The following is a 23,833-nucleotide window of genomic DNA, read 5'->3' as shown; positions in this document are numbered from 1 at the left end:
TCAGCCTCTCCTTTGCCGGTAGGTGTCTACCGGGGCCGCCCCTGTCGCGTGCACCGTCCGAGACCCGAACCCGGGTCCTAGCGAAGTGACACACGTAACCGTGGCGTATACCGTGCCCGCCTGACCGGCAGGACGGGTGAACACTGAGGTGTCGACGCTCACACTTCGCGGTCGCCGCCTGGACTGCCGCGGACTGAGCCGACTGGCCCTCACGCTCTAACGACGCCGCCCGGGCCGCCGCCCCCGCCGCGCCCCTCACCGCATCCTGGGCCATCGACATCCGGCCAATGGCTGCGACAAACCCGATGACCACTAGCGCAATCGGCGCCCACATCAGCACCTCGACGCTCAGACTCGCTCCACCGCGCTCGCTGCGCCTCATGACAGACGCTCCTTAGGCATCGACGTCGTTGACGACACAGCCGGCAGATGCAACCCCAACATCGATGGGGCCCGACCCGAGACGGTCACCGTGACGGTGGCCCCGTCATCACTGACCGATATCCGGGTATCACGCACCCCGCCATGACTGGTGATTCTCTCGGCTGCCTCCTGCGCCGACCCCGGATCCGGGTGGACGACACGCTGAGCCTCCGCGGCGCTTTGGGCCGCAGCGAGGGTCGACTGATGGGCGTGATACCACAACCCGATCTCAATCCCGCCGAATGTCATCAGCATGATCGCCGGCACCAGCAGCAGCATCCCCACCGACGCCGAACCACCACCACGCTGATCGGTCCTCACCTTGTCTCGCATCACTTAGTGAGGCATCTTCGACTTGATGAACGCCGTCACCCCGGCGCCCACAGCAATCACCGCCACCACGATGACACCAATCCAAATTAATGTCTCCACGGTGGAACTACCACCACCACGCTCGTCAACAACCCGGGAGCGCAGGTGTGCGGCTAGCCAGGTGATCTGGTTCTTGGCTAGGTCGAGATCGGTCATTATGAGTTCTCCTTCACTTTCGATTTCGATGTGATCGGCATTGTGGTGCCTATGGCCGTCATTATGGATGATTCTTTCGTGGTGTGGGGGCTCGACACGATGCCGATTTATCCGGTTGTGATGAGGGTGAGGGCGGCTGCTCCTAACAAGATGAGCATGACCGAGCCTGCTTGCAGGACTGTCCACAAGCCGAGGCGCTGGGTGATGGTGGTGGATTCCTGCTGGAGGCGCAGCAGGTAGGCGTCGCGCAGCTCGGCGACCCGGGCGCGGAAACTGTCGACCAAGGAGGCGCCTTCTTCTTGGAGGCGGGCGATGGAGACCACATCGGTGAGTTCGGGCAGTTTGATGTCGTCGGCTAGCCGGTCTAGCCCGTTCCACGGGTCGACGTTCTCGAGGGCGGCTCGATTCAGGACTTGACGGATTTGGATGAACAGTGGGGCATCCGAGACATGCGCCGCATTGGTGAGTGCGTCGACGGAGGTTTCATTGGCTAGCCGCTCCAACACGACTAGGTCGATGAATACCAGCAGTGCCTCGAACGAATCATCGTTGGTTGGTCCGGTTGCAGCCTTCAATCGTGCTGCTGGCAGCATCCATCCGGCGCCAGCTAACGCTACACACAGCGCCGCAGGGATGAGCAGGCTTGGGAAATTCGCCCCTACCGCGATGGCTATCGCGTTGAGCAGCCACGGCAGGATCGCCCCGGCCAGCGCGCTCATCAGGCGGCGACCGTAGAACGCCTCGGGGGTGGTGCCCTGGAGGCGTAGTGCGGCCCGCATAGCTGGGGACACCGACAGATGGAACGTGCGGGTCACGCTGCGACCTAGCCGCCCGATTCGGGTCTGGTCGATCTGTTCGTCGACGCTTGAGGTGCGACCTGACACCACCTCCAGGGCGGCTACCAGATCAGGGCCTGGGGCAGGCCGGAACGCTGCTGTGATGACCAGCAGTCCGACGGTGACAACGGCTCCGGCCAGCAGAGACAAAGCAGTGGTGGTCATCGGGTCCTCCTGACCATGATCCGCGTACGACGTCGCGGCCGCGCCATCCGATACATCTGCACTAATGCGGTGACATACATGACCACCGCCGCGGTGACCAGAACCTGACCGGGAGGGGTTGCCAGTGGGGCCAAGAACGAGCGCCCAACAACCAGCAGTACCCCGAACATGGCGATCGTGACCAGCGTGATCTGGCGCACTGCGTTGCGCGGCTTGGACCGTTCAGCCTCCACCTGCCGCAGCACTTTTAACCGCTGCTGAATAGTGCCAGCAATAGCCTTTAATGTCACCGATGCGCCCCGCGGGTGAGTGGCTGCTAATGCCAGCGAGGCCAGCACCGCGTCAGCCTCAGATGAGTCCAGCTCGTCGGCCATCCGCTGGAACGCCTCCCTCGGCTCCATCCGGCCATCGAGGCGCGACACCAGTTGATCCACCGCCCCGGCGATCAGCTTCGGGGCCCGCGGCCGTGAGATCCGCACCGCTGTGATGATGTCTCGCCCCTGTGGCAGCACCGCAGCGACCTGACGCACCCAGCGATCCAACGCCTCCATCAGCGGGATGTCGGTCGGCGGGGCCGCCCCCAGCAGGGTGGGGGCCAGCAGCACGATGATGGGGCCCAGCGCCAGCGCAGCGACCCAGCCAGTGAGCACAAACAGCACGACGCCGACGAGAACAGCCAGCCCCCAGCGCAGGTCCCGGCGGCGCCCGGCCGCTCCTGTGGGACGGTGGGTGAGCCGAGCCCACCTTTGGGCCGGGCTCAGCGGGGCCCCAGGTCGAGGCGGCGCCGGGACCAGCCCGTCGATGGCCAGGATCAGCCCTAGCCCGGCCATGATGAGGGCGCTGGTTAGTGCGGGAGTGTTCATGAGTGGGCCTCGCAGTAATCCAAGTCGCGGGCGAAGTGAGACAGCTCGTCGGCGGCCGATCCGGGCATGAGCGGGGTCAACGGCTGACCGGTCCACGCATCGGCCGTGTACACCTCGCCGAGACTGGGAGTTGTCGCATCGCCAGGCGAGACTGACCGGATCTGCTCAACGAACCGCAGCCGGGTCCCGTCAGGCAGGTCACGCCGACGCACGAAGACGATGTAGTCGATCGAATGACCGATCTGGAGCATGGCCTGATCCAAATTGTAGACCGGGCCCATCGAAATCATCTGGGCCAGTCGAGATGGCACCTCCGAGGCCCGCGGAGAATGAATGCTACTCATGGTGCCCGTACCCGACTGCATGGCCTGAAACATGGCCGAAGCCTCGTTGCCGCGCACCTCACCGACGATGACCCGGGTCAACGCTTGGCGCAGACTAGGCGGAATGAGCTGGGCAATCTCGATGGCGCCATGCTGGGTTCCGGTGGCTGGATCAATCTCGCCGTTACCGTCACGGGCGAACAGCACCAGCGTGTTCTGTCGGCCTGGCATCAGATGAGCGAACAACTCCTGATCGGTCTCCAGGGTGGCAAATCGTTCCCGCATCGGGATGGCGTGGATGAGTGCCCGCAGAAATGTTGTCTTGCCTGCACCCTGCTCACCGGCGACCACGATGGACTTGCCGGCTTGCACCGCCTGGTCCAGGAACCGGGCCACCTCCAGCGGCATCATTCCGCGCTGGGACAGATCCCCCAGGCTGATGTGGGTCAGCAAATGCTGGCGGATCACCACCGATGGCTGTAACGACACTTCCGCAGAGATCGCGTGGATGCGGAATTTCTGCTGGTGCATGATCGTCACATCAGTATGGTCGGCGTCGAAGGCACGCCGCGGGGTCGCATTCCTCGCCATTCGGGCGATCTGGGATTCCAACTCGGCATCCGAATCAGCCACCGGCGGCAACGTCGACCGGGAACCATCGTTGTGATCGACGATCACCTCGTGATTACCCACTACGACGATGTTTTCGGCGTCGCTGATTTCGAACAGCGGCTGCAACCGCCCCATCCCGAACAACTGATCCCACACGGCCTTGCGGTAGCCCTGACGCACCAGGTCAGGCCAGGTCTCCCCTACGTCGATCTGACGCCGGTCAGCGTAGGTGGCTACCGCCGACGCGATAGCAGGTTCGGCGATGGCCTGGCGCATGTCCAACGTCGCCAGGCCCTCATGAGTAGCACTCCACCGGGTGATCTCGGTCTCAATCTCATCCGTGGCCGTACTAGCCAGTTCCGCAACAACAGACCAATCGACCTTCTCCGAACGGGTCATCACCGGGGAAGTCTGAGTCACCTGCTGGGAACTGGTCCACCCCGACGACGTCGAAAACAACTCCGAGGCAAACCTGGGAGAGGACTCCTGCCCCACTGAGGACTCCCCTGCATCTATGTGCCCGGCCATCGACGTCGCCGACGACACCCCAACATCAAGACGGGAACGCAACTTGTCGAACGGATTGTCAGAAAAACTGGCCATCACAGATCCTCCTTGCCCTCAGCACGGCGCTTGTCAATGTCCTCAACCAGGCCAGCCGCCACCTTCGATAACGATCTGCCCAGACGCGACCTGTCGAACCGCTGCCCCACACCATCGGACAGCTGGGCGGCCCCGACCGGGTCATGGACTATCGACCCGCACACCGGCAGTTTCAACGCCGAAGTGATCTCCCTGTCAGTGAACTCGGGGACTCCGCGGGCCGCCCCGCCACGGTGAACCAGCAACCCGAGGCGCTGGTGGGCCCCGGCCAGATTCATCTGCTCGGCTAGCCCCTCGACCATCGTGTGAGCGCCGGCTACGTCTCGTAGCCTCGCCTCGATCATCACCAAGATCATGTCGGCGTCCTCGACAATGGGGGCGGCGATCAGCTGCGGGGTCGACGTCAGCGGCGTGGCCAGGCGGCCCAAGTCAATGATGGTGTCAATACCAGCCTCCTCCAGCCGCCGCCACAACCCCAACATGAAGCCCCACCTAGGGTCGATACCCGCGCGAGACCACGGGGTAGGTGGGCCGAGGATAACCTTGCGCCGCAGCCCGCTGACCGGATCATCGGTGGGCAGGGGCCTGGCAATGGATTCCCACACCGTTTGGGCGTTAGTCGGAGTCGACGTCAAGCTCGCCACCGTAGCCAGATTCGGCTCGGCATGCTGACCGGCTCGCAGATAGCCCGCCAGCATGGCGTGATGAGTATCGTCCTCGACGACCAGACTGGACTGTGGCCACACCCGGCCCAACCCAATCGCCGTCGTGGTCACCCCAGGGGCTCCCGAGACACTGGTTACAACGATGGTGCTCACCGGCTCGAGTCCTTCACCACAGCGATACGGCCCTGGGAGGTCAGCTGGGCGATCCGGGCCGCCTCACCCGATTTCACCTCCACATTGACCAAAGTGACCTGATCGGTGCCCTTGGTGCTGGCCGCCATCGTCGCATCCCACGACTGACCATTGGTATTGGCGGCGTCGGTCGCGGTGGCCGACCCGTTGAGGGCCGACGTCTGGATCAGACGCAGTTTCGCCCCGGCGGTCAGATCCCCGATAGGAACCTGCCCGGGGGCCAGCTTCAACCCAACCAGCGACTTACCCGGGGCTGGAACAGTGTCGGCCGCCCCAATAGCCCCGGCAGACAACAAAGACCCGGAACGCAGATCCACCGCGGCACGCTTGCCGACCAGGGCATCAAGCTGATCGGCGGGAACCGTTGACACGTTGCCGACCTGGCCAACGGTCACCGCCACCAGATCGGTGTCACGAATCACCTCGCCACGCCCCACATCGGAACGGACCTCCAACACGCGATTCTCGGTCTGACCCGCGTGAATCAACTGGGCAATAAGCAGAGCACCGACCACGACGATGGCGATCCCGGCGGCGACGAACACGGGACGCCGCCTGGGCTTAACAGTCGTTTCAAAGTGTCGCCCGGCCGGGGTTTCATCAGCGGACATGGTGGCCTTTCTTCACAGGAACAGGATTAGAGTCGAGATAGTCGCGCACGGCCACGGACACAAGATGACTACGGTCACGGGCCCCACTGATCTGGGTCAGCTGGTCCAAACCGTCCTTGTTGTGGCGGGTCATCCGCACCCCCAACTGGGTCTTGGCGACACCTGTCGGCCGCGACGGGGTCACATCGAACAACCCTCCCCCATCACCAGTAACCGCGTCGACGCGAACATCATCGGCGACCGCCTCGCCCGCGTGATCGGCCACAAAAACCAGAGCCTGCACCACCAGATCCGAGACCGTCACCCCCGTCGCCGCAGACCGGGAGCGCAGCTCGGCGGCCAGTTCGGGGACAACGTAGACAGTGACGTTGATCCGCTGGCGTTCATTCTGGGTGGTTGTGGCCGCCGGGGTTTTCCTTGGTGCTGGTGCAGCAGGAGCAGGGGACGAGACAGGAGTCTGTTTAGCGGGTTTTGTGGAGCGTCCGGGTCGCTGACGCTGAGGCAGGATGCCTACTTTGCGGCCGCTGGTGGTCCACTCCTCAGCCAGGCGCGTGTCGGCGTCGTCGCCCTCGGTGGAGGTGTGGTCGGGCAGGATCGGATCGTCAGTCATGAGTGGACTCCTGCTCGTCGCCGGCGAACATGCGGTCACTGATTTCGGTGGCCAACCGTAGGTAGTCGGTTTCAATGGCGACGGCCGCCTTAGCGACGTTGGGAACCTTTTTGCCCTGGGCTAGGTAGGTGTAGGCGGGCTGGGTGTGGTGGTATTCGCCAGCCAACTCGGCGACGGTCTTACCCTGCTGGCGTGCGAGCACGGCCACTTTTTCGGAGTAGTGAATGATCGCCTCGAAGACGGTCCCCTCCCCCAAGACCGTGTCAATGGCCTTGCGTTTATCGGCCCCGATCCGGGTGGCCTGAGTGCCCACACCAGCCAGCACAACACCGAGCAGGTTCAGGCCGGGGTTGCAGTCGGCGACCTCATCGATGGCGTCCTGAACGCCGACCAGCCCGGTGATCGAGGCGTTATCGGAGCGGGTGGGCACCACCAGGTAACGGGCTACTCCAAGGATGGTCTGGGACAGCACAGTCTGGGCCGGCCCGGAATCGATAAGGATAAGGTCGTAGTCCCAGGCCAGCGGTGCGAGGGCCTGGGCCAGCAGGTCGTAGCGTGCGGTAGTGACCCGCTCGAGGATGGCCGCTAGGGAGGCGGGGTCGGTGAACTCGTGGAGGGCCGGGCCGCCACTGACCAGGTGAAGGTTTTCGCTGAGATGACGCGGTGGGGGAAGGGCCGTCCCCTCACGTAGCGCCTCGGCTAATCCCATGCCCCGTTCACGTTCTCCCGCGGGTATACCGAAGTCAATGTCGAGATTGGCTTGGGGGTCCATGTCGACCATCAGCACCTTGTTGCCACCGGCGGCGAACAGGTATCCCAGGTTCGCCACGACGGACGTCTTGAACGTGCCGCCTTTGTGGTTCCATACCGCGATGGTGCGGTCGAACGGGGATCGGTCAATCGGTCTGGTCGAGGTCATGTCCTGCACGGTAAAGCTCCTTCCAGTATTTCGGGAGGCTGACGCACCTTCCTGTGGCAAGCATGCCATTGGGCTGTCATTTGGGCTGGAGACACAGCTATATGATAGCTAGATCATCAGCTATATACATAGCTAGATCAATTGCTAGAAGATATGCTAGATGCGTTGCTGGAGACATGGCTATGTTTCTAGCAGGTAGGGGTAGGGTGGCGGCAGGCATGAGCAAGAGAGGGATCAGCAGACGGCCAGGATCGTCTCGGCGTTGCGCTGCAACACGGCCCGACCATCACGGCATCGAGATCGCACCGTAGCTGGAGCGCAGCCATGCAGACGACCCGCATCAGCTCCAGTCATACCGTCACAGTAAATATGGCTCATGAGGCGGGCTAGGTCCTCGGTAATCCAGTTGCGGTCCACCGCCAAGGCGATGGCCTGGCTAGCTGTGACGTCCTCATCGGGCTCTGGGGCGATGAGAGTGTCAGGGAAGGGCACCAGACCGTGAGCCTCTTCCTCATCGGGGGAATCAGCACGCCAGAACCGGGTAACCCGGTGCAACGTGTCGAGGGTGAGGTTCGCAGCGATCTTGTCAGGGCGACGATCCAACGGGTACGTGATGATCGTCTCCCACAACCCCGCCAGCAGATCATTGAAGCCGTCATTAGTACGGCGCACCTTGGTGGCCGTGGCCATCAAAATAAGCTTGCCTGTGAACGCTTGGATGATAGTGCGGGTGGCCAACTCGTCACCGCCCTGAGCTCGGGTAATGAGGTAGCCCAGGATGGCGTCGGGGGCGGCAGGAATGACGGCCAACACATCATCAACGTCGATGCAGTGCATCAGTTCGGGGCAGTCATGCCAATCGATCTCGATGGCGCGAATCTGGTCCCATTCATCGTTGAGGGTGTTTGTGGTGGTGAACATCAGCGGTGCCTCTTTCCCCGGTGCGTTGAACTGACGAGACACAGACCACCGCCACGATGTTGTCGAGGATGTTGTCGTCAAGACCCCTGACGTTGTCACTTTGCAAAAACCGCTCTGACAAGGGGAAATGTGACGGGAAAAGATGAGATGACAGACACGCACTTTCCCTGGCGACAGTCTTGGAAGACCTCCGCAGCCCCGCAGTGTCGTCAATCTGTGGGGCGCCGCCTGTCATGCCGGGGGAGAAGGGGTGACTTCAGAAGTAGCGGGGATGGCCTCTAAAACCAGAGTCAGATACATCGGTGGATCGATCCACCTTCGAGTAGTCGACTCAACCGTGGCATCCAGGAAAAAGCTGACATCAGCAAGGGGAGTGCCAGCTCCAGAAAGTGGAAGAGGTGAAGGAAATAAGAGGGGGACGTCAATCGTTAGGCTGTCCGCATTCCTCTGGCCTGCGGCCTTGGATGCTGCCAGCCTAAAGGTGATGTCAACCCGTCTGCTAGACGCCTAGCCATGCCACAGCACAGCGTCTAGCAATGGGTAGTGCATGTCAGCACCCAAAAGCCCTCACACCACGAACCCGGGACTAGCGCTACACATACCCGACACCCTCGCCCTGGCCGCAACCACCGGGACCCACCTAAGAGCTACTCCTACGAGGCCCATACATTTGCGCTGACGCAAGATCTGCTACCACAACGCCGTGATGATGCAGGCCTTCTGTCGTACTTGAGGCAGACCCAGAAAAAAGTTTGAACTTTTTCGGGTTCGACCGCACATGGGCCACTCCCTTCATCCCTTCATCCAGTGAATGAAGGAGGTGACCGATGCGATTGAGACGAGCACGCACCCCAGAAGGTGCATCCGCTAACTCCAAGTCCCGCCGCTGGTCGGCCAAGAAAAAACAGGCACAGGAAAACGTGGGTCCCTGGCCCCACACCGGATCGATGGCCACCAAAGGCTTCCTTGCCCTCGTGCTGTGCGGAGTCGCATGCGGCCCCGTTGCCCTGGTCCGTTCGGCGGCCCCGGCATCCGCTCCCACCACAGCTGTCAGCACTGACACCACCCATCACGACCGCCGCACAGCTCAGATCGCCTCAGCCACCGCGGTCGAGGTGACTACTCTTCTGCTGACCTCCGACTCTGAGCACCTGGACAACTTGGGGCACCTGGTGGCGGCCAAGATCACCGACGCCCGACTGCCCCGCAAACCCGGCCCGGCCCCCACCACAGTCACCGTCGCCGATGCCACCGTCTCCCCGTCTGACCCGAGCCTGTGGCAGGTCACCGTGGTCACCATGGGCGGTCAATCCGGGACCGGACAGGCCTGGTCAGTCCCGGTCCACGTCGATTCCAACGGCAAGGCCATCGCCTTGCGTCTACCTGGACAGATCCCCATGCCTGCACCGGCCTCGGCCCCCACCCTAGACACCTCGGAGCTTCGCACCGCCGACCCGGCCGCCCAAACCTCTTCAGGCTTCCTAACCGCCATGCTGACCGGAAATACCGACCTGTCGAGATGGAGCAGCCCAGGGACCGCTTTCACCGCGGTTGACCCAGCCCCATGCGTATCAGTGAAAACCACTCATGTGGTGGGACCTGACGAGGTCCCCACCCCCTCAGACCGGCAGAAGATTACCGTCACGGTGACCGTGACATGCCAGCCCACCGGCGACGAATCCACCACCCGGACCAGCCAGTACGGCCTGACCCTTGTCAGCCGTGCAGGCCGATGGGAGGTCGCCGCCCTCGACCAGCCGTCACGCCTTCTGCCCCTGGCCGGCACACCCGTGTCGCCCAGCCCGTCAACACCGGGCCCATCCCGGTCGGCCTCCTGAAAGGACAAGCCATCCTCATGCTCGACCAATTTCTCCTGTTCCCACTGGAAACACAGAACCTCTTCGAATGGACCACAACTAAGGCAGGTGAAGGAAACTCCGCAGTGCGAGCCGTCGCCATGCTCGCAGTCATGGCCCTCGCCGCGTTCAACATCTTCCGACACGGCATGAGCCTCGCGAAAATCGTCTCCATGCTGTTCGTCTGTGGCATGGCGTACTGGCTCATCCAAGGCAACGCCATCCAATTCTTCGGACAGATGATGCAGGGACTGGGCAAGGGCTGACATGGACATTCCCCAGCACACAAAGGCCGCTATTGAGGCTCCCGCCCGGTAGAGCCGAGAACCCGGAAGCAAGTCATGGACATCCAGTGGCACACCGAAGCCCGCCAGCAGCCCCGCATCATCGGCAAGGACTCTTCGGGTCGAAAGATCCCCGGCGGGCCTTACACGATCTATCAGGTGCTCGCCGTCGGCGGCGTAGTTCCTGCCGCGATGATGGGCTTCAAAATTATCGACGGGGGCATGACCATCCGCGGTTTCATCTTCGCGCTGGCCGCCGGATGGCTCGCCCAGTTCATCATCGGCCGCATCGACTGGACCTGGTCACCTCTGGCATGGCTGGCGGGCTGGTGGCGCGTGACCACTCACGCCGCCACCACTCCCGCCGGCATGACCCACACACCCCTCTGGGGCCAAACCAAACTCCGCCTCCCCACACCGCCTCGACCCGCACCGGCTATCCCACCTGTGTGGGCCGCATCCACCACCCCCAACCTCCTCGACGAGATGATCGACGAGCTGGACGAGACTACCGACACCCCGGCCACCTGCCTGCTCGACCACGTCCTCGCCGAAGACATCGACACCACCTACGAGCCCAAACCCCTCCCAGACCCGAAACCTGAACCCACCCCCAGAAAACCCCTGCACCCTACCGGGAACGCTGTACGCCGCAGCGGCCTGGAAGCCTTCCTCGCCGCCGCCGAAAAGGAGTCATGATGTCCATCCCCGAACGGTTCCTCTTCGACAACCTCGTCTGGACCTCCACCGGCGACATCTGGGCCACTTGGCGACTCACTCCCCTCCAGCGACCCGTCACCGAGAACGCCTCCCTCACCGTCGCCGCAGCTCACCGCGACCTATTCCGCCACCTCGCCCGCCACGAGTTCTGCCTCAACGGAGCCCTCACCTGGACCGACCCCACAGAAATCGTCGACGCCATGGCCGCCGGCCTCGACCTGAGCGAACACCCCGTGTGGGCCGACGAAATCGACGCCACCCTCGACCAGCCTGAAACCGAATCCCTAGGCCGGCGCGTGTGGTTCCTATCGATCAAACTCAACCAAGACCAGAAAATACGCACCCACACCGCCTGGACCGCCGCCCTCAACAAAATCACCGAAGCCGCCGGACTCATGACCACCGCTCCTGGCCGTGTCGCACGGGAGTGGGCCCTCCGTCAGGCTAAGGAATTCGGTGCGAAACTGCCGGCAGCGTTCCAACCCCGCCCGGTCACCGTTGATGAACAGATCTGGCTTCGGCAGCACCTGTCAGGCCACCCGACCCGGTTGCGTGATGATGCCCCTGGCGAGGGAATCGCCCTCATGGATGAGGCTGGACGTGCCGCGCTGGGGGAGTTGGTCATCGATGAGGCCGCGACCTCCGACCTGCTGGCCAGCGAGGATGACAAGCGAGTCTCCGACATGTCCCGGACGGCTCAGGCGTGGAATCGTCGCGTCCTCAAAATCGGTGCCGACACCGGCGAGACCGTCTACCAGTCCCACATTGCGCTGGGCAAGGTGCCCCGCACGATGACGTGGCCTGCCTACGAGTTCCTGGGCCGTATCGACGACACTGGCGTGCCGGTCGACGTGGCGATCCGGGGAGTGGCCCGGACCCGTCACGCTGCGATGCAGAAAAATCAGCGGGCCATCCGCCAAACCGTCGACCAGCTCGACAACGTCGAGGGCGGTGAGATGACCCAGGCTTCGACCCTCATGTCTATCGAGCATTCCGCTCAGGTGCTCGTCGACTACAACGCCGAGCTGGCCGCCGATGAGCGTGAGGTCGAGATCCAGGCTCTTATCACCGTCACTGTCTCGTCTCCTGACTTTGAGACCACCGAGGAGCTGGCAGGAGCGTTCGTCAATGATCCGGTGTTCGGTGACTTCACGTGGGTGCGTCCCGTGGGCCGTCAGGAGGACTTGCTGTGGGCTGCCCGGCCCGGTGGCCGGTTCTCCTCCTCGCTTAACGCCTACCGTCAGCTGACTCACGCCTCCGCGTTCGCCGCATCTATCCCGGTGGTTGAGTACCGGTTGGGCCGTACCACCGGCATCCCGTTGGCTGTGGTCACAGGCTCCCCGTTGCAGTCGCTGGCCTTCCTTGACCTGCATGCCGACACTCAGGATCAGAAGGGCAACACGGTGGCGTTCATCGGCAAGATGGGCGCGGGCAAGACGATGGCCGAGAAGCGGCTGTGCGCAGCCATCGCGGCCCGGGGCGGGCGCATTATTGCCACCGACAACTCCGATGAGCGGGAGTGGGTAACCTTTGTCAATTCTATCGACGGGGTTAGACGCCAGATCGTCGACACGGCCCACCCCAAGCTGTCGCTGGACCCGCTGCGCATCCTTCCCCCGGAGATGGCCGGACAGGTCGCCCAGTCGTTCTTGCTGACCTTGCTTAACTTGGAGACCATCGGTGTGGCCGGAACCACGCTGGCCAAGGTCCTCAAGCCGGCCTACATGCGTGACCACCAGATCACCTCGTGTGGGCGTTTGGCCCGCCACCTGGCCGAGGAGTGCGACCTTCCCGAGGCCGCCGCGATCGCTGACAGGATTGCCGTGTTCGCTGACATCGAGAACTCGGCCTCCCTAGCTTCGGCCATCTTTGACCCGGACCTTCCTCCCGCCGACCTGAGTGCCGACATCCTCATCATCGGCACTTGTGGCATCGCTCTTCCTAACGCCGAGGAGATGCTGTCAGAACATTTGTTTCGGCAGCTGCCCCCGCACAAGGTGTTTGGCCGGGCTCTCTACGCGCTCATTGCTCGTCTGGCTCGCCTGGTGTGCTTTAGCGACCGGGCCCGCGACGCCGCTTTCATCGTTGATGAGTTCCACCATATGTCGTCCTCGCCGGAGGCCTCCCACGCCATCGATGAGTACGTGCGTGAGTCCCGCCGAGCCAACGCCTGGCTCATTACTGGCTCCCACGACCCCGAGGCCGATTACCCCAACGAGACCGTCCGTAACCTCATTCAGCATCGCATCGTGTTGCTGTGCGACAACATCAACCTCGCCCAGAAAGGTGTCGAGTTCCTGGGCGTGGACCCTAAAACGTCCCCTGAGGAGTTCGCTGACCTGGTCAAGATTGCTCTCAACCCCGGAGGCCCCGGTTGTGGCCTGTACGCCGACCAACACGGCAACGTCGGTGAGATTCGGCTCTTGAGACCTGCCTACGGTCCCCATCGTGAGGCCGCTAGCTCCAACCCGCCCGAGCACGACCAGGAGGCAGCGTGAGCCGTCATCCGTATCGTCGCGGAACCGGGGAGCGGTGGTTCCGTATCATCGTCACCACGCTGGTTCTGGTGGTGGCGTTGGGCAGTGTGCCTGCTATGGCGTCGGGTCCTGGGCTGGGCTGGATGGGTGATGGTTTCAATGTGACTGACTCCAACGGTATTCACTTGTTTCAGTACCAGATGTCGTTGGACGATGGTGGTGTTACGGCCCCGCTGAAGGGTATGTGGGCCTCCATTATTGGTATGTGTTGGAACACGTACCTGATGGTCGTTGCCCTGTTGTGCCGGTTGTTGGACTGGACCGTGGCGATGAGCTGGGTGGGGTGGATTACCGGCCCGCTGGTGGGGTTGCAGAACGACATCCACGACAAGGTTTTGGCTCCGCTGGGAGCGGACAGCTGGGGTGGAACGGTGTTGACGTTGCTGACGACGTGCGCCGGTGTGGGCGTGGTCGTCAAGATGATGAGGGGACGCACGGCTGGGGCGTGGGCTACGGGTGCGCGTGCGGCGATTGCTGCGGCGCTGGCGTTGGGTTTCTTGGCGGCCCCAGTGGCGAAGTTCGCAGGCGATACGACGACGTTGGCTACTCCGTTGGCTCGCACCCAGCAGTTCGGTGTGGCGCTGTCTCACATGATTACTAGTTCGGTTGATCCTGCGACGGCGACCGCTGGTGAGGTCGAGGTTCCTGATGACATGACCTCGACGGGAGACTCGAAGGATCCGAAGCTGTCGGCGATCATTGTGGACTCGTTCGTGGCGCCGGTTCATCAGCAGCTCAACTATGGCCGGATTATTGATGCGAAGTGCCACGACAAGTACATCGAGGTGCTCAAGGGTGGCCCTTACGATGACGTCTCGGATGCTCGCGACGACCTTGGTGACTGTGATGAGGGGTTGTCGGATTACGCCGGCGATATTGCGGATGGTTCGTGGTTGGTGGGGTTCTTCTTTTACTCGTCGACGGTGGCGGGTTTGGCTGTGGTCCTGCTGGTGTTCGCGGGCATGTGCTGGTTCTACGTGTGCAAGTTGGTGTGGTCGGCGTTCATGTCGATGCTCAACGTGTTGCGGGCTATCCCTGGCCGCACAGATCCGCTCATCCGGGATCTGTGTTCGATCTTGTACTCGATGATCGGCATTGTCGGGTCGATGGTGATGTTGGGTGTGGTCATGCTCATCATCAAGTCGGTTTTCGCCTCTGACGGTGATGTCGCCATCAAGGTCATGGTTGTCAACATGCTCGAGCTCGTGGGGATTATCGGGTTCTTGATGTCCATGTGGCGTCGTCACAAGGGCGAGAAAGGGCTGAGGGACAAGATCAACGATTGGATGCGCAGCAAGCGTTCCGAAAGGGGCTCGGTGATCGGCCAGTGGGCTGGGCGGGGTGCTCGCCGGATGGTGCGCAGTGGTGGTCGCAAGCTCACCGGATTGGGTCGAAGGCGGATGGCCTCGACTGTGGTCTCGGGTGCTGCTGCGGTAGCCACGGGTGGCGTGTCGACGGGAGTGACTAGGGCTGCGAAGGTGGCGCGAATGGCGGCGGGTGCTCGTCGCACGTCGGCGGCTTACCGGCAGATTCGTGCTGGGGCAGGGGCCCCGCAGGGCCAGTCAAAAATCGCGACGGCCGGCATGTCGGCGATCGCCCACGCCCACAATCATGTTTCGGCATTGCGAGGCGGCATGTCGGCGATCGCTAAGCAGACCCGCCAGGGCAAGGACGCACCGGTGAGGGCGACGACGGGCCACCCGACCCTCGATGCTGCTGCTAGACGGGTTGGCCGGGCCGAGGCCGGGGCCATCAAGACGCATCATGCAGTCAAGGCCACCGGTGCGAAGGTAGCCGCACCGATGGTTAAGGGCACCAAAGCGGTGATCAAACCGGTTGTCTTGGGTGTCCGGAAGGTCACTAAGCCGGTGCGCCACGTGCTGACTCCTCCCACCGCCACCGAAGTGCCTAGGCATGTGAAACCCCCTAAGGAACCTAAGAAGCCTCCGGAACCTCAACCGCAACCCAATAAGCCGCTCAAACCCAGGCCTGCCAACCGACGGCGGAGTGGATCAACGAAGCCCGTGCGTATCAGCAGGCGAAGCCCCCTCAAACCAGCGAAGGGCGGCCAGCGATGAAGGCGTCTCGCGTGATCGTCGTAGCAAGTGTCGTAGCACTGATCCTTGCGGGCCTGGCAATGTCGTCAGCTGCCGTGATTGTGGTGCCACTACTGTCAGTAGGCGCCGGGGCCCTCGACGACAACTCTGGCGCTGGCGGTGTCGGTGGGGATCCCTGCATAGGAACTGTCACCGGTGGCGCTGTTAGTATCGGAGGCCTCACAGCCAGGCAGAAGCAACTCGTGACCACCATCGTCACCGTGGTCCAACGCGACAAACTACCTGTCCAGGCTGCGGTCATCGCCATCATGACCGCTAAACAGGAATCAGACCTCGGAGCCAACCCCGCCGCAACGAAACCTAACAGTGACGGCGACGCCGGCCCATTCCAACAGCGCGTTCTACCGGGCTGGTACGGCACCTTGGACCAAGTCAACAATGATGCCTACGCCACGGAGACATTCCTGAAAGGCCACACCATCACCTATGCTGGCCCCACATCGGCCGGCGGCCCCGGCTACCACATTCCCGGCCTTGTCGACATCGCTGACTGGCAGAAGATGCCGCTGACGCAGGCAGCTCAGGCAGTGCAAGGCTCAGCCCTGCCCGATGCTTACGCCAAATGGGAAACCATGGCCAAACAAATAGTGGGAGCCACCACCACAGGGCACCTGTCAAACAACTGTGCCACAGGAGCCGCTAACGAAACCGGCGTCTCAAAGAACCTGACCAAAGCCGTGGAATGGGCCAAATCGATCGCCGCCAACAACTCCTACGCCTACGTGTGGGGCGGTAATGGTGCGAGCGATGGCGGCTACGACTGCTCAGGCCTGACCTCGGCACTGTACCGACGTATCGGCATCAACCTTCCCCGCACCGCTGCCGAACAGCAAAAAGTCGGCACCCCAGTCAACCGCAACCAGCTCAAAGTCGGCGACCTTATCTTCTGGGGCATCCCTGCCCACCACGTAGCCACCTACATCGGTAGAGGCCAGATGATCAGCGCCGACAACCAAGCCCGCGGCATCAACGTGGAGAAGATCTACGGCAACCCCTCGAGCTACCGAAGGATCGTCACATGACCTCACTACGGTCCGTCAGCGCGGCCGCCATCCTCATCCCGGCCAGTTTGGCTGCCTTCACCCTGATCCCACGCCCTCAACACCACCCCCAACCAGTCTCGTCTCCCACCACCGGGGCGGTAGCCCCATCGCCACATCGGACCCTAAGCCCCACACCTGACCCCACTCCGACCCGCTCGATGTCGCCAGCGCTACCGCGCGTATGGCCCTCCTCAACGGCCCACCCAGCCGCCACTCCAGCCCCACTGAGCCCCGATATCACGTCGGCTGCGCTCACCTTCACCCGCGGCTGGTTGACCCGCGATCCCGCCGCCCGCAAAATCGCCCTCGTCCAGGTCGCCGCCCCGACCCTCATGGGCTCCCTGATGGCCGCGAAACCCAACCAGATTCCTGCCACCACCGTGGCCGGACCCCCCACCTTCGCTGGGGCAACTGCCGACGGACCCCTGGTCGACGTGCCCTTGGCCGACCACACCGTGGTGCACCTGACCCTGGTGCCCGAACCCACTGCCGCGACCGGCTGGCTGATCACCGCGATCAAGCACTGACAAATTCCTCCGCACATCCAGGAGCGTGCAGACACCTTCACCAGTGAAGAGGAAGGAAGCCCCCATGCGTGTATCCCGCTCCGTCAACCTAACCCGGGAACAAGTTCGCGCCCAGCTGCGACTGTTCACCGCTATCAGTGCTGTCCAACAGGATGGCCTGGTTGTGCCGTGCACCGATGATCCGCCGTCGTGGGACAAAGAAAGCATGAACCCGGCGGCCTGTAATGGGTGCCCCGTGTTCAAGCTATGCACGGTCTATGCGGCCACCGGGGCGGTGCGTCACGGCATCATTGCTGGACATCATGCCTATGAGCTGACCTGCCACAAGGAAACTGCGGCATGACCATCCGGTCTCGTCCCTCAGTTGCGGCCGCGAAGAAGACACCCTCCGCCCAGCTCGCTGTCAGCGTGAAACCGGCGTGGACGAACACTGCGGCCGGCTGGTCGGGTGCGGTACTGGCCACAGGAGGCTACGCCGCGGCCGCGGATCCCCGCTGGTGGCTGCTATGTGTGGGCTGCGCTGCGGCGGGGACTCTTCACGCCAGTCGTGCGTTGCGCGCCGACCGGCGCACTGAGACCGCTGAAACAGCCCGCCTGGCTATCCAGGCGACGCTGAAGGTGCCGGTGTCCCAGAAAGTTACGTGGGATCGCAAGGGCAAACACCCGCGCCGACTGATCCTCACTATTCCTCCTGAGGCGGCCGCGGGGGAGACCGTGTCAATGACGCTGACCCAGGCAGCTGCAGCTGCCTGGCCGCCAGGACAATTCACGGTGGTTTCCGCAACGATCCCGGCCGGACGGTTCATCCTGGCCTACCGTGACCCCACCCCCGAGCCTGACAAGACTGATCTGGATCGGGCCACCGAGCGCGCCAAAGACGTGGCCACCCAAATCTATGGGTCGGCGGTCACTGTCGATTCCTGGAGCACCGATCAGGGGAAGCTGGACGGGTTCACCATTCACCACCAGCGTGGCGCTCACCTGTCCAGCCCCAACATTCAGCTACGCCTGGCCGCGGTAACCTCGGCGATGATGCCCGGCCAATGGCGCAGCGACTTCGACTTGGAGCACGACACCATCACTGTCACTCGTCGACGCCCTTTGCCCTCGGTGGCGGCGCGACCGGTGGCCCTTCCTGCCCCAGATTCCCCAGATTGGGAGAAGATCCCTCAAGCCGTCGACGAGGACGGCAACACCTGCTACTGGGACATCTCTGGTGTCATGGCCCACCAGCTCAAAGCCGGCCGTACCCGCACCGGGAAAACGGTATCCATGATCGGTGACGCCGTCGAGGCCGCCCGCCGTGACTGGCGCGTCTTCATCGTCGACCCCAAACGCATCGAATATCTGGGCTTGCGGGAGTGGCCCAACATCGAAATGGTCGCCACCACCGTGCCCGACCAGGTCGCCCTCATCCACTGGCTGTGGGCCCTCATGGAGGACCGCTACCGACGCATCGAGGAAGAAGGAGCACGAGAAACCGACTTCACCCGAGTGCTCGTCCTCATCGACGAATACCGCCAGTTCTACGGCAACACGAAAAACTGGTGGTCGACGATCAAAGTCTCCGGAATGCCCGGAGAATGCCCCGTCTTCGGCTGGATCGGCTCCCTGCTGCGCATGGCAGCAGCCTGCCGCATCCACGTCGATCTAGGAACCCAACGCCCAGACGCCGAATTTCTGGGCGGCGAGATCCGAGACAACTTCTCCGGCCGAGCCGCCACCGGACCCCTGTCCTCCGATGGCGCCCGCATGATGTTCGGCTCCGAACACGTCGGCGTGGGCATCCCGTTCGGCAAACGCGGCCGCGGCACCTACCTATCCGGCGAATCAACCCCCAAAGAAGTCCAGTTCTTCTACACCCCCGACCCCCGCAAAGCCCGCTCCCCGCAAGACCTGAAGCTGCTGGAACAGCTGCGACCCGCCACCACGACCTGGACCAAGAAGAAGTTTGTGTGGCCCACTGACAAACAGATCGCTAAGGCCATGGCCTCAGCGGGCAAGAAAACCAGCCCGCAGTGGGAGCGCATCCTGGGAGCCGACCTGGCCGACGACACCGAGACAGCCAGGCCCGCCCCGCCCCCGGTAGTCGAGGAACCCGACGAAGATCCCGTTTGCGACATCGACCGCTTCTACAGCCCACCCCACCCGGTGGCCGCCACCGAGTTGACTGCTGGGATGCTCATCGACATAGACGGAGATTGGGTGACCATCGCCGAGTCCAGCGTCGACGGTGAGCAGGTCATCGTCGATTGGGAATCGGCCGGCGACGATTCCGGAACCCTCATGCTCGGCGCAGGAGAAGCCACGGCCACCCGCACACCTCTCGACGGCTGAACCCATGTCAGCCCCCCCATTTTCGGCATTGATGGGCCATGATGAGACCCATGCAACATATTGTGTGGGTGGTCGCCGTGATGGCTATCGCGGCCGCAGGGTGGCCTGCCCTCACCCGCGTCTTGCCAGAACCAGCTACCGCCAGCCCCGACAAAATCGCCTACCGCGACACCTACAGTCTCCGAAGCATGATCGCTGTCTGTGCTGCATCTGCGACAACCATGATCGCCGCCGTAGCGTGGGCCCCAGCACCCACCTGGCCGGCCTGGGCTCTGCTAGCCACCATCGGGGCATGGGTAGCCGTCATCGACGCCATCACCACATGGATACCGGCAGTCCTCGCCTGGACCGGCTGGGTTGGATGGATCGGGGCTGTGGCCATGATCGCTCTCGCGAACCAGACTGCGGCGATCCGTGCTGCTATCGCTACTGTCGTCATCTCCGCGGCGTGGATGATCGTCTGGGTCATCTCCCGAGGCGGATTCGGTTTCTCTGATGTGCGCATCACGCCGCTGTGGGCGGCCCCGGCCGCCGCAACCGGGATCACCACGATCCACGCCACGGTCATCGCCGGGCTGACTCTGATCGCCCTCTACGCCCTCATCGACCGCTGCCGACACCACACCACCCGATTCCTTCCCTGGGCGCCCAACCTGTGCAGCGGCGCCCTCGTCGGCCTGGCCATCGCTCACTGACCGTCAAAAGCGCTGGGCTTGTGCTACGCCGAAGCCCAGCCCGACGCCATGATCGTGTTCCTTTCAGCTCAGTGTTTGTCGTCGTTGAGGTTTGGCAGATCGGGGTATGTGGTGATGTCTCCGTTGCCTGCCGGGGTGTCGATGATGATGATCTTGTCGGGATTAGAGCTGAGATGTTGCAGCGGTGACGTGTTGGCCGGCTCAACGGGGAATCCCAGTGGGTCGGCGTTGCTGAGGATTCGTTCTGTCCATGCGGAGGCTGGCCCTTGTGGGCGACGTCCTCAAGCATCTAGGCACCACGGCCCGTCAGCTCATCATCGACGCGCTGGAAGCCACTTACGGACGTGACAATATCGCTAATCGAGCAGACGGGACGGTACGACTTCGTCCACCACGGCATCAGTGGAGGGCGCACAGAAGCCAACTAAACTGTAAATAGGGGGTTGTCTTATATGTATAGTGGGGCTATACTATAATGTATGAAGCCGCAGAAAACCAAGGACGTCCTCAAGCTGCTCCGTTCCCAGGGATGGGACTATCTGCGTGACGCGAAAGGAAGTCATGAAATCTGGGGGAGGTCTAACGGGGCCGAGCGTGTATCGATACCAACAGGTCACCGGCTCATGTCCGCTGGTGTCCTGGCGCAGCTGGAGCGAGCAGGCGTGACGATTCCGAAGGAGTGGAAGTAATGAGCATGACAGCAGAAGCTGGGACGGTCTATGACGTGATCGCCCATCGTGAGGTCTCACCTGAGGCGAATTTCTGGGTATTCGAGATTCCGGCCCTCGGGGCGGTTGGGCAAGCAGTGAAGTTGGGTCAGGTCGCAGACGAGGCCCGCGGAATCATTACCGCCTGGGATGAGGATGGACCCGATGAGAAGGCGTTTAAGGTTCACGTTCGCTTGGATGGTGAGGCCGACGCCCGCCGCATGTGGGAAGAAGGTGAGGAGGAAGAGCGCCAAGCCCGGAAGGTGCTTGATCACGCGGCCACACGCAAGCGTGAGGCCGTCACTCTGCTGAGGGTCGAGAAGAAATACAGCGCCAACGACACCGCCCGCGTGCTTGGGGTGACCCGCCAAAGGGTTTACCAACTCACCCGCTGATGCCCCTCTGAATACTTACCAGCTGCTCGTAAACGGCCGTTTTCGGGCGCGTCGAGGGGTGGCGTGTAGTGAGGTCGACCGCTCTGCCGTGCGGGTTGTCGCGCGGTTGGATAAGAGTCTCGGTGTCACGTCAGGGTCTCAGTGTATTCAGGGTGATATGGCGCCCCATCAGGTGTCTACGGGGTCGTCTTTGCTTTCGGTGCTGGTGATCCGGGGACGAAGTTGCCGTATCGGCGGATCAATTCGTGCTCGTGGTGGATCGGTGATCCCACTGCCCCTGATTACAACCGGTGGCGTCAGGACTGTCGCGCGTTGTCGAAGTCGGATAACGAGCACTTGGCGGACTACGTGGGCCGTCAGTACCGGCAAGCAGCCGTACTGGATTTCAACTATGGCTCGCTGGCGCGTCATGGTGCCGAGTCGGGGGCAGCGATCTTTTTGCATTATGCGACGCGTTACACTGCTGGGTGTGTGGGTATGGACTCACTGTCAGAGCTGACTAGCACGCTGCGATGGATTGACCCGGCTCAGAATCCCAAGATCATTATCTTGGGGTGAGATCGTGATTCATGCTGTCGCCTGCATGACTTCCTTGTAGCGCGTGCATGTGAGGTGATGTTAGCTTGCGGCATCGAGGTAGTCGATGAGGGCGGTGCGCATGATGTCGGAGGGGCTGCGCCCGGTCTCGGCCGCCATTGCATCGAGGCGTGTGTTTGTCTCAGCGTCCAGACGGAGTTGACGGCGTGGTGAGTGTCCCTTGCCAGTGGCATGGTCCTCGCCAAGGGTCGGGCGTCCACGCTTCAGCAGCGCTTGGCTGGCGTGCCGGGCATCCTTACCCCAAAACACAGGGCTGGTTTGCGGGTCATGGGTGGCGTTATCGGTCTCGGCCCAGTCGGCCAGTTCGGTGAAGTCGATCCCGTAACGGATCTCGTGGCTGTTGCTCATGATTGTTCTCCGTTCAGTTTCTCGCGGGTTGAAGGTCGCACTTCCATGCAGTGAAAGACCACGACTGTGTGAGGTCGGATCACCGTGGCGAACACCTCAATGGTGAGCCCTCCTCTCGCCGGGCCAATCCATGCCGCCACATCAGGACTCCCAGTACGGGAATGATCAAAGTGGGGCGTGAACACCTCGGGAGTCTCCATAGCGTGAATTGCGTCGTCACGGGTGAACCCATGTCGAGCGGCGCTCTCAGTAAAAATGATGGCCATGCCAAATATTGTACTACAATAATAACTTGTTATACAAGCGACCGTAAACGACCACTAACGGTTATGTCTGGATGTCAGATAGTGGCATCTCAGTCTCAAAGTGCCGTTGCCAATGCCCGGTTCCCCGAGGGGAAATGACGCTTCATTGCCAGCAGCCGCTGCCTCGGAGGGTAGACGGACCTCCTGCCCCGGGCCGCTCTCCTGTGCCCATCGTGGCTAGCGAGCGGGGCTGACCGCGGCGTTGATGCCGCGGTCCAGGATCATCCCGCAGACAGTGCACACGCATGTGCGTTCAGACAGGGGCAGCCCCGCCACAGGTTTGGACGAGTGGGAGCGAACCTTGGTGCCGTTCTAGCCGAATTTTCCTGACTCAAACGACTTGATGCGGAGCATCTTTCTTAAATCACCGCACATCGGCCGGACCCAGGGAACCTTTACCAGTGAAGGCATCCCTGGAAGGAAAACACACCGTGACTCCCGTAGCTTTACCGAGCATCGCTGATCTCGACCATGCCGTCAACAACCTCACCGACGCCCTTATCACCGCCACCGACGCCGCCGAGACCAGTACCGACAGCGGCTGGTACATCGAAAGCGCCATCGAGGAGCTACGCACCGCCTTGACTGAAGTCGCTTCTCTCAGCCGCGCAGCAGGGGCCCCGGCATCACTGCTGGCCGGCGCATCGCGCGCATGGCAGGCTGGACAGGTCGAACTGATCGAAACCTCAGGACAGGTCGCCGACAACCTCATCGGCTGGCTGGCCGTCCACCCCGAGAAGGCAGCATGAACGGCCCCACCGGAGAAGGAAACAACGGATGCGAAGAAATCCTCGCCTTCATCGTTGTTGGTATCGGAGGGATAGCCCTGCTGAAGAAGATGGCCCCTAAAATCATCGGTCATCTCGGAGCATGGCTTCGCGATCACGGGCTGCTCGGCGTTCCCGGGCAGGGCCTGTTTGATCTTGGGTTGTTGGGGTCGGTTAGTGCTTCCCACCTGGTGGTCGCCGTGGGTGTGCTGATCGTGGTGGGCGCATTGGGGGCTTGGTTCGCTGGTTGGGTCTTCGCGAGGGGCAGTCGGGGGTGTAGGTGACTGGTGAGTGGGCCCGGTGTGGTGCCGCGAATAGGTTTTCCCG

General features: G+C 62.5%; 28 protein-coding genes and 1 pseudogene. 16 read left to right on the top strand and 13 right to left on the bottom strand.

Features of this window, described 5'->3' with window-relative positions:
* From F1563_RS14530 to F1563_RS13110, 11 genes and pseudogenes are all read right to left on the bottom strand, one after another.
* A pseudogene (locus F1563_RS14530) lies at window positions 1-334 on the bottom strand (ATP/GTP-binding protein).
* A 44-nt stretch (window positions 335-378) separates the two neighbouring features.
* Window positions 379-756 (bottom strand): TadE family protein, encoded by a 378-nt coding sequence (locus F1563_RS13155; protein WP_002546448.1) that lies wholly within the window; start codon window positions 754-756, stop codon window positions 379-381.
* 3 nt (window positions 757-759) lie between these two features.
* On the bottom strand, window positions 760-954 hold the full coding sequence (locus F1563_RS13150; protein ID WP_172623726.1) for a hypothetical protein: 195 nt from the start codon (window positions 952-954) through the stop codon (window positions 760-762).
* 104 nt (window positions 955-1,058) lie between these two features.
* Window positions 1,059-1,952 carry a hypothetical protein gene (locus F1563_RS13145; protein ID WP_002546449.1) on the bottom strand — a complete coding sequence of 298 codons (894 nt, stop codon included), beginning with the start codon at window positions 1,950-1,952 and terminating at the stop codon, window positions 1,059-1,061.
* Window positions 1,949-2,815, bottom strand: coding sequence for a type II secretion system F family protein (locus tag F1563_RS13140; RefSeq protein WP_002526549.1), 867 nt, complete (start codon window positions 2,813-2,815; stop codon window positions 1,949-1,951). Before F1563_RS13140 ends, F1563_RS13145 begins: the two co-directional genes overlap by 4 nt.
* Window positions 2,812-4,353: a TadA family conjugal transfer-associated ATPase gene (locus F1563_RS13135; protein ID WP_002526550.1), complete on the bottom strand. Its 1,542-nt coding sequence runs from the start codon at window positions 4,351-4,353 to the stop codon at window positions 2,812-2,814. Before F1563_RS13135 ends, F1563_RS13140 begins: the two co-directional genes overlap by 4 nt.
* On the bottom strand, window positions 4,353-5,171 hold the full coding sequence (locus F1563_RS13130) for a hypothetical protein (protein WP_002526551.1): 819 nt from the start codon (window positions 5,169-5,171) through the stop codon (window positions 4,353-4,355). Before F1563_RS13130 ends, F1563_RS13135 begins: the two co-directional genes overlap by 1 nt.
* On the bottom strand, window positions 5,168-5,755 hold the full coding sequence (locus F1563_RS13125; RefSeq protein WP_007433911.1) for an SAF domain-containing protein: 588 nt from the start codon (window positions 5,753-5,755) through the stop codon (window positions 5,168-5,170). Before F1563_RS13125 ends, F1563_RS13130 begins: the two co-directional genes overlap by 4 nt.
* Window positions 5,756-5,810: 55 nt before the next feature.
* Window positions 5,811-6,431 carry a hypothetical protein gene (locus F1563_RS13120; RefSeq protein WP_002526553.1) on the bottom strand — a complete coding sequence of 207 codons (621 nt, stop codon included), beginning with the start codon at window positions 6,429-6,431 and terminating at the stop codon, window positions 5,811-5,813.
* Complete coding sequence (locus F1563_RS13115) at window positions 6,424-7,350, bottom strand: ParA family protein (protein WP_002526554.1); 927 nt, start codon at window positions 7,348-7,350, stop codon at window positions 6,424-6,426. Before F1563_RS13115 ends, F1563_RS13120 begins: the two co-directional genes overlap by 8 nt.
* A gap of 234 nt (window positions 7,351-7,584) precedes the next feature.
* Window positions 7,585-8,271 carry an RNA polymerase sigma factor gene (locus tag F1563_RS13110; protein WP_002546452.1) on the bottom strand — a complete coding sequence of 229 codons (687 nt, stop codon included), beginning with the start codon at window positions 8,269-8,271 and terminating at the stop codon, window positions 7,585-7,587.
* Between the two features lie 947 nt (window positions 8,272-9,218).
* Between F1563_RS13110 and F1563_RS13105 the strand changes: the two genes are divergently transcribed.
* The 6 genes from F1563_RS13105 (at window position 9,219) to F1563_RS13080 (ending at window position 16,807) form a co-directional block, all read left to right on the top strand.
* A complete protein-coding gene (locus F1563_RS13105) occupies window positions 9,219-10,109 on the top strand; it encodes a conjugal transfer protein (RefSeq protein ID WP_002526502.1) in 891 nt (296 codons plus the stop codon).
* A gap of 17 nt (window positions 10,110-10,126) precedes the next feature.
* Window positions 10,127-10,393 carry a hypothetical protein gene (locus F1563_RS13100; protein WP_002526503.1) on the top strand — a complete coding sequence of 89 codons (267 nt, stop codon included), beginning with the start codon at window positions 10,127-10,129 and terminating at the stop codon, window positions 10,391-10,393.
* 75 nt (window positions 10,394-10,468) lie between these two features.
* On the top strand, window positions 10,469-11,110 hold the full coding sequence (locus tag F1563_RS13095) for a hypothetical protein (protein ID WP_002526504.1): 642 nt from the start codon (window positions 10,469-10,471) through the stop codon (window positions 11,108-11,110).
* Window positions 11,107-13,629, top strand: a complete 2,523-nt coding sequence (locus F1563_RS13090) for an ATP-binding protein (protein ID WP_149302745.1) — start codon at window positions 11,107-11,109, stop codon at window positions 13,627-13,629. Before F1563_RS13095 ends, F1563_RS13090 begins: the two co-directional genes overlap by 4 nt.
* The gene (locus tag F1563_RS13085) at window positions 13,626-15,746 is read left to right on the top strand and encodes a TrbL/VirB6 family protein (protein ID WP_149302741.1); all 2,121 of its coding nucleotides are present in this window, start codon (window positions 13,626-13,628) and stop codon (window positions 15,744-15,746) included. Before F1563_RS13090 ends, F1563_RS13085 begins: the two co-directional genes overlap by 4 nt.
* The gene (locus tag F1563_RS13080) at window positions 15,743-16,807 is read left to right on the top strand and encodes a C40 family peptidase (RefSeq protein WP_149302738.1); all 1,065 of its coding nucleotides are present in this window, start codon (window positions 15,743-15,745) and stop codon (window positions 16,805-16,807) included. Before F1563_RS13085 ends, F1563_RS13080 begins: the two co-directional genes overlap by 4 nt.
* Window positions 16,808-16,883: 76 nt before the next feature.
* Here the strand turns inward: F1563_RS13080 and F1563_RS14820 are convergent, their stop codons facing one another.
* Entirely contained in the window at window positions 16,884-17,162 is a 279-nt protein-coding gene (locus tag F1563_RS14820) for a hypothetical protein (protein WP_002526508.1), read from the bottom strand.
* A 10-nt stretch (window positions 17,163-17,172) separates the two neighbouring features.
* Here F1563_RS14820 and F1563_RS14815 point away from each other — a divergent pair, with 10 nt between their 5' ends.
* From F1563_RS14815 to F1563_RS13035, 7 genes are all read left to right on the top strand, one after another.
* On the top strand, window positions 17,173-17,355 hold the full coding sequence (locus F1563_RS14815; protein WP_308479492.1) for a twin-arginine translocation pathway signal sequence domain protein: 183 nt from the start codon (window positions 17,173-17,175) through the stop codon (window positions 17,353-17,355).
* A 64-nt stretch (window positions 17,356-17,419) separates the two neighbouring features.
* Window positions 17,420-17,698 (top strand): hypothetical protein, encoded by a 279-nt coding sequence (locus tag F1563_RS13065; protein ID WP_002526510.1) that lies wholly within the window; start codon window positions 17,420-17,422, stop codon window positions 17,696-17,698.
* Window positions 17,699-17,865: 167 nt separating this feature from the next.
* The gene (locus F1563_RS13060) at window positions 17,866-19,692 is read left to right on the top strand and encodes an FtsK/SpoIIIE domain-containing protein (RefSeq protein WP_172623724.1); all 1,827 of its coding nucleotides are present in this window, start codon (window positions 17,866-17,868) and stop codon (window positions 19,690-19,692) included.
* Between the two features lie 38 nt (window positions 19,693-19,730).
* Window positions 19,731-20,387 (top strand): hypothetical protein, encoded by a 657-nt coding sequence (locus F1563_RS13055; RefSeq protein ID WP_002526540.1) that lies wholly within the window; start codon window positions 19,731-19,733, stop codon window positions 20,385-20,387.
* A gap of 479 nt (window positions 20,388-20,866) precedes the next feature.
* Window positions 20,867-21,076 carry a type II toxin-antitoxin system HicA family toxin gene (locus F1563_RS13045; protein ID WP_002526537.1) on the top strand — a complete coding sequence of 70 codons (210 nt, stop codon included), beginning with the start codon at window positions 20,867-20,869 and terminating at the stop codon, window positions 21,074-21,076.
* A complete protein-coding gene (locus tag F1563_RS13040; RefSeq protein ID WP_002526536.1) occupies window positions 21,076-21,489 on the top strand; it encodes a hypothetical protein in 414 nt (137 codons plus the stop codon). The genes F1563_RS13045 and F1563_RS13040 overlap by 1 nt, the downstream gene beginning before the upstream one ends.
* Window positions 21,490-21,711: 222 nt before the next feature.
* The gene (locus tag F1563_RS13035; RefSeq protein WP_227432029.1) at window positions 21,712-22,047 is read left to right on the top strand and encodes a hypothetical protein; all 336 of its coding nucleotides are present in this window, start codon (window positions 21,712-21,714) and stop codon (window positions 22,045-22,047) included.
* 60 nt (window positions 22,048-22,107) lie between these two features.
* On the opposite strand, the gene F1563_RS13030 is transcribed toward F1563_RS13035, so the two are convergent.
* Window positions 22,108-22,434 (bottom strand): ribbon-helix-helix protein, CopG family, encoded by a 327-nt coding sequence (locus tag F1563_RS13030; RefSeq protein WP_002526534.1) that lies wholly within the window; start codon window positions 22,432-22,434, stop codon window positions 22,108-22,110.
* 449 nt (window positions 22,435-22,883) lie between these two features.
* Between F1563_RS13030 and F1563_RS14810 the strand changes: the two genes are divergently transcribed.
* The 3 genes from F1563_RS14810 (at window position 22,884) to F1563_RS14520 (ending at window position 23,790) form a co-directional block, all read left to right on the top strand.
* Window positions 22,884-23,069 carry a hypothetical protein gene (locus F1563_RS14810; protein ID WP_002526532.1) on the top strand — a complete coding sequence of 62 codons (186 nt, stop codon included), beginning with the start codon at window positions 22,884-22,886 and terminating at the stop codon, window positions 23,067-23,069.
* Window positions 23,070-23,170: 101 nt separating this feature from the next.
* Window positions 23,171-23,488: an IolC protein gene (locus F1563_RS14805; RefSeq protein WP_036958142.1), complete on the top strand. Its 318-nt coding sequence runs from the start codon at window positions 23,171-23,173 to the stop codon at window positions 23,486-23,488.
* Window positions 23,485-23,790: a hypothetical protein gene (locus F1563_RS14520; protein WP_002533784.1), complete on the top strand. Its 306-nt coding sequence runs from the start codon at window positions 23,485-23,487 to the stop codon at window positions 23,788-23,790. The genes F1563_RS14805 and F1563_RS14520 overlap by 4 nt, the downstream gene beginning before the upstream one ends.
* Window positions 23,791-23,833: the final 43 nt, after the last annotated feature.

It is taken from the genome of Cutibacterium modestum, from assembly GCF_008326345.1.
GTDB classification, from domain to species: Bacteria; Actinomycetota; Actinomycetes; order Propionibacteriales; family Propionibacteriaceae; genus Cutibacterium; species Cutibacterium modestum.
This window is presented reverse-complemented; position numbering and strand designations above follow the sequence as displayed.

Bases quoted from the DNA above. Each gene is read 5' to 3' on its own strand.
- F1563_RS13155 (WP_002546448.1), bottom strand. From the start codon at position 756: ATGCGAGACAAGGTGAGGACCGATCAGCGTGGTGGTGGTTCGGCGTCG.
- F1563_RS13145 (WP_002546449.1), bottom strand. From the start codon at position 1,952: ATGACCACCACTGCTTTGTCTCTGCTGGCCGGAGCCGTTGTCACCGTC.
- F1563_RS13140 (WP_002526549.1), bottom strand. From the start codon at position 2,815: ATGAACACTCCCGCACTAACCAGCGCCCTCATCATGGCCGGGCTAGGG.
- F1563_RS13135 (WP_002526550.1), bottom strand. From the start codon at position 4,353: ATGGCCAGTTTTTCTGACAATCCGTTCGACAAGTTGCGTTCCCGTCTT.
- F1563_RS13120 (WP_002526553.1), bottom strand. From the start codon at position 6,431: ATGACTGACGATCCGATCCTGCCCGACCACACCTCCACCGAGGGCGAC.
- F1563_RS13115 (WP_002526554.1), bottom strand. From the start codon at position 7,350: ATGACCTCGACCAGACCGATTGACCGATCCCCGTTCGACCGCACCATC.
- F1563_RS13110 (WP_002546452.1), bottom strand. From the start codon at position 8,271: ATGTTCACCACCACAAACACCCTCAACGATGAATGGGACCAGATTCGC.
- F1563_RS13105 (WP_002526502.1), top strand. From the start codon at position 9,219: ATGGCCACCAAAGGCTTCCTTGCCCTCGTGCTGTGCGGAGTCGCATGC.
- F1563_RS13100 (WP_002526503.1), top strand. From the start codon at position 10,127: ATGCTCGACCAATTTCTCCTGTTCCCACTGGAAACACAGAACCTCTTC.
- F1563_RS13095 (WP_002526504.1), top strand. From the start codon at position 10,469: ATGGACATCCAGTGGCACACCGAAGCCCGCCAGCAGCCCCGCATCATC.
- F1563_RS13090 (WP_149302745.1), top strand. From the start codon at position 11,107: ATGATGTCCATCCCCGAACGGTTCCTCTTCGACAACCTCGTCTGGACC.
- F1563_RS13080 (WP_149302738.1), top strand. From the start codon at position 15,743: ATGAAGGCGTCTCGCGTGATCGTCGTAGCAAGTGTCGTAGCACTGATC.
- F1563_RS14820 (WP_002526508.1), bottom strand. From the start codon at position 17,162: ATGAGGGTCGGGGCGGCGACCTGGACGAGGGCGATTTTGCGGGCGGCG.
- F1563_RS14815 (WP_308479492.1), top strand. From the start codon at position 17,173: ATGGCCGCGAAACCCAACCAGATTCCTGCCACCACCGTGGCCGGACCC.
- F1563_RS13065 (WP_002526510.1), top strand. From the start codon at position 17,420: ATGCGTGTATCCCGCTCCGTCAACCTAACCCGGGAACAAGTTCGCGCC.
- F1563_RS13055 (WP_002526540.1), top strand. From the start codon at position 19,731: ATGATGAGACCCATGCAACATATTGTGTGGGTGGTCGCCGTGATGGCT.
- F1563_RS13045 (WP_002526537.1), top strand. From the start codon at position 20,867: ATGAAGCCGCAGAAAACCAAGGACGTCCTCAAGCTGCTCCGTTCCCAG.
- F1563_RS13040 (WP_002526536.1), top strand. From the start codon at position 21,076: ATGAGCATGACAGCAGAAGCTGGGACGGTCTATGACGTGATCGCCCAT.
- F1563_RS13030 (WP_002526534.1), bottom strand. From the start codon at position 22,434: ATGAGCAACAGCCACGAGATCCGTTACGGGATCGACTTCACCGAACTG.
- F1563_RS14520 (WP_002533784.1), top strand. From the start codon at position 23,485: ATGAACGGCCCCACCGGAGAAGGAAACAACGGATGCGAAGAAATCCTC.